The organism is Psittacicella gerlachiana, assembly GCF_003585965.1.
Taxonomy (GTDB): domain Bacteria; phylum Pseudomonadota; class Gammaproteobacteria; order Enterobacterales; family Psittacicellaceae; genus Psittacicella; species Psittacicella gerlachiana.
In genome coordinates this window covers 1-3,506 of the sequence record NZ_NRJF01000249.1, presented here as the reverse complement: position 1 = coordinate 3,506, position 3,506 = coordinate 1, and the positions used below count along the sequence as shown (strand labels likewise).

Genomic DNA, 3,506 nt, shown 5'->3' with positions numbered 1-3,506 from the left:
CATATATAGTTAATTTAGTTATCCCTTACTTTAAAATTAACATAGAAATAATAATCTACTTTCTATTACTATTTGTATTTATAGTTAAACTAGGTATAACAAATATATAAACAAGTATAAACTTAATTTACTTTAACTTGGCTTATGTAAATCATTTCAAAAAATTTATCCAATTCTTTTATTTATTAAAATAGATTACAAATTTATGTGTACCTTAGCTGATGTAAAAACTATTAATATTGAAGAGCTACAACAACTCCTCGAACATAATCCTAATGTAGTTCTATTCGATATGCGTCTAGAACAAGAATATGATGCGGCTCATATTCCTGAAGCAATTCATCTTACTCAAGAAAACTTTAATGAAGAAGCTAAATACTTTAATGACAAAACTGTTATTATTCTACAGTGTTATCGCGGTAATGCTTCCAAAGCCCTTGCTCTTGATCTAATGCGTCAGGGAGTTAAAGAAGTTTACTCACTAGACGGAGGAATAACAGCATGGGCAAAAGCAGGTTGTGAATTAGTGACTAGCTAATATAGCCTTACTCTACAGTCTTATTATTATGTAGGTAAGAGTACCTTTCTCATAAATATACATATATAAATAGATCGTAAATATAGTTCTAAAAATTTACCGATGCTTTGAACTAACTTTTAAATAATTTATCCCTAAGAGTTTTTTCAATTTATCTTCCTCTTGTGTTATAATTACAGCCGATTCTTTTCAGAGATTTGTGTAGCTCTTTGGAAGAATTTCTGTTTTCAATATATCTAATTATATTAGCTATAATTAGTTACTTTATGAGGTTTTAACAATGGCTAAGACTTTAGTATTTGTTCGTCACGGATTTAGTGAATGGAACGCTAAAAACTTATTCACAGGTTGGCACGACGTAAACTTAACTGAACGTGGTGTTGAAGAAGCAAAAAATGCTGGTAGAAAATTAAAAGCTGCTGGTTACCAATTTGATGTTGCTTTCACTTCAGTATTAACACGTGCAATTAAAACTTGTAACTTAATTCTTGAAGAATCAGATCAATTATTTGTACCTCAAATCAAAAACTGGCGTTTAAATGAACGTCACTATGGTGCTCTTCAAGGTTTAAATAAACAAGAAACTGCTGAAAAATATGGTGATGAGCAAGTTCATATCTGGAGACGTTCTTATGACGTTCCACCTCCAGCAATGGATCGTAACTCAGCTGACTCAGCACACAATGACCGTCGTTACAAATTATTAGATCCATCAGTAGTTCCTGATCACGAATCTTTAAAATTAACTTTAAAACGTGCTTTACCTTACTGGGAAGATGCAATTGCTCCAGCGTTATTAAAAGGTGATGTAGTTTTAGTAGTTGCACACGGTAACTCATTACGTGCTTTAGCAAAACACATTGAAGGTATTTCTGACGAAGATATCTTAAACTTAGAAATCCCTACAGGTGAACCTATTGTTTATACTTTAAATGATGACTTATCATTTGTAAGCAAAAAATACTTAGACTAATCTAAATTAGATCTTTCTAAGAAATTTTTGTTATAAACATAAAAGACAAAAAGCTAAGAGGTCTTGATTATGCCAAGCCTCTTAGCTTTTCTTATATCTTTACATTTAATTTTAATTTTGCTATAATCTTAGAGAATTAGAATTTTTATCTAAAATTTCCTACATCTATACATATAATAATTATGGAATTTTTCTTAAATCACCCAATCTTATCTCTAGCTTGGATTGCTTGTTTTGTAGCAATTATTGTTACATACATTCAAGACAGATTAAGTGGAATTAATGTTATTGGTAACAACATGGTCGGGATTTTAATTAACTCCCAAAAAGGTGTTGTTGTAGATTTACGCTCTCTAAATGATTTTAGAAACGGACATATCACCGGAGCTGTACATCTTTTACCTACAGATATTAAAACTAATAATGTTGGTAAAATCGAATCTTATAAAGATAAACCAGTAATTCTTGTTAATCAAGATGGTCTAAACTTATTAGATTCAGGTAAATCTTTAACCAAACAAGGCTTTACTAAGGTTTACATCTTAAAAGATGGAATCGCAGGTTGGTTAACTGATAATTTAATTTTAGTAAAAAAATAATCTCGAAAATAGACGCTTACAGGAGCGTCTTTTTTCGATTTTATATTTTAGAAAAAACTATATTACCCACCAATAAGTCTCCAAGCTAAAAAAGATTAAATTTTTTCGTTAGTTTGATAACAAATTTAAAAAAAATTGTATATAATTTGAGGACAAAAAATAAATTAATTTTATTTTATATTTTAGGCATAACAAATTTATTTAACTTAGAGAACCTCAGTGAGTAAAGCTAAATTATTTATTACCATTTTTATTCTCGTTCTAATTGTAATCACTGGTTACATCTTCTTAGGTAACAAAAATGAAACCAAAGAAAGCTTACCTAAACAAAAGCTCTATGTTTACAACTGGACAGAATATATCACTAGCGATTTATTAAACAAATTTACCAAAGAAACAGGTATTGAAGTAGTTTATACAACTTATGAAAGTAATGAAGAGATGTATGCTAAATTAAAACTTAATAGCAACTCTTCTCAACCTTATGACATAGTAGTACCTTCTAACCACTATGTAGCAAAACTAATTGCTGAAAAACTAATTCAACCTTTAGATTTAACGAGATTACAGGTTGAAAATATTCTCCCTGAAACTCTCAATAAACCTTTTGATCCTAATAACCAATACTCAGTTCCATACACTTATGGCTTTACAACTATAGGTATTGATAAATCTTATGCACCAAATCTTGAGATCAAATCATTAAATGATCTATGGAAACCTGAATACCAAGATTTAATGTTATTAAACGATCAACGTGATCTTTTCTCTCTAGCTTTAAAAGCTTTAGGCTATGATCCTAACACTACAGATCCTGAACAAATTAAGCAAGCATATGAAAAGCTGCGACAATTAATGCCAAAAGTAAAAACTTTTAACTCTGATGCTCCTGAAGTACCTTTTGTTAATCGTGAGGTTGTAACTGGAGTTATTTGGACAGGTTCTGCGTTTAGAGGATCTTTAGACGATCCTAATCTCACTGTAGTTTGGCCTGAAGAGGGGGCTGTTGCCTTTATAGATTCTTTTGTAATCCCTAATGGGGCAAAAAATCTTGAAGCCGCTTATGCTTTTATTAACTTTATGCTTGAACCTGAAAATGCAGTAGAAATTCTGCAAAACTTAGGCTTCCAACCTGCAAATCGTTTAATTAAAGATTTATTACCATTAGAGTGGCAAAATTCAAATATTCTTTTCCCACCTGAATGGGTATTTGAGAAATCTACTTTTAACGCTGATTTAGATAATAAAACTCTAGAGATTTATAATAAATACTGGAATCAGTTACGTGTAAGTGGACAAAAATAAAATTCTTAAAAATAAGGACGTTTTTTGCGTCCTTATTTTATTTTTTAAATAACTTGAAAAATATTGTTTTCATGCTTGGCAAATATAATAT

Annotated in this window: 4 protein-coding genes; all 4 read left to right on the top strand. The window is 30.1% G+C overall.

Annotated elements, in window-relative coordinates; genetic code table 11:
- The first annotated feature begins 205 nt into the window (after positions 1 to 205).
- The 4 genes from CKF59_RS07235 to CKF59_RS07220 all read left to right on the top strand — a co-directional run bounded on the left by CKF59_RS07235 (position 206) and on the right by CKF59_RS07220 (position 3,415).
- Positions 206 to 538: a rhodanese-like domain-containing protein gene (locus tag CKF59_RS07235; protein ID WP_119535259.1), complete on the top strand. Its 333-nt coding sequence runs from the start codon at positions 206 to 208 to the stop codon at positions 536 to 538.
- Positions 539 to 818: 280 nt separating this feature from the next.
- On the top strand, positions 819 to 1,511 hold the full coding sequence (locus CKF59_RS07230; protein ID WP_119535258.1) for a 2,3-diphosphoglycerate-dependent phosphoglycerate mutase: 693 nt from the start codon (positions 819 to 821) through the stop codon (positions 1,509 to 1,511).
- A gap of 182 nt (positions 1,512 to 1,693) precedes the next feature.
- Positions 1,694 to 2,110 (top strand): rhodanese-like domain-containing protein, encoded by a 417-nt coding sequence (locus tag CKF59_RS07225; RefSeq protein WP_119535257.1) that lies wholly within the window; start codon positions 1,694 to 1,696, stop codon positions 2,108 to 2,110.
- 219 nt (positions 2,111 to 2,329) lie between these two features.
- On the top strand, positions 2,330 to 3,415 hold the full coding sequence (locus CKF59_RS07220) for an ABC transporter substrate-binding protein (protein ID WP_119535256.1): 1,086 nt from the start codon (positions 2,330 to 2,332) through the stop codon (positions 3,413 to 3,415).
- Positions 3,416 to 3,506: the final 91 nt, after the last annotated feature.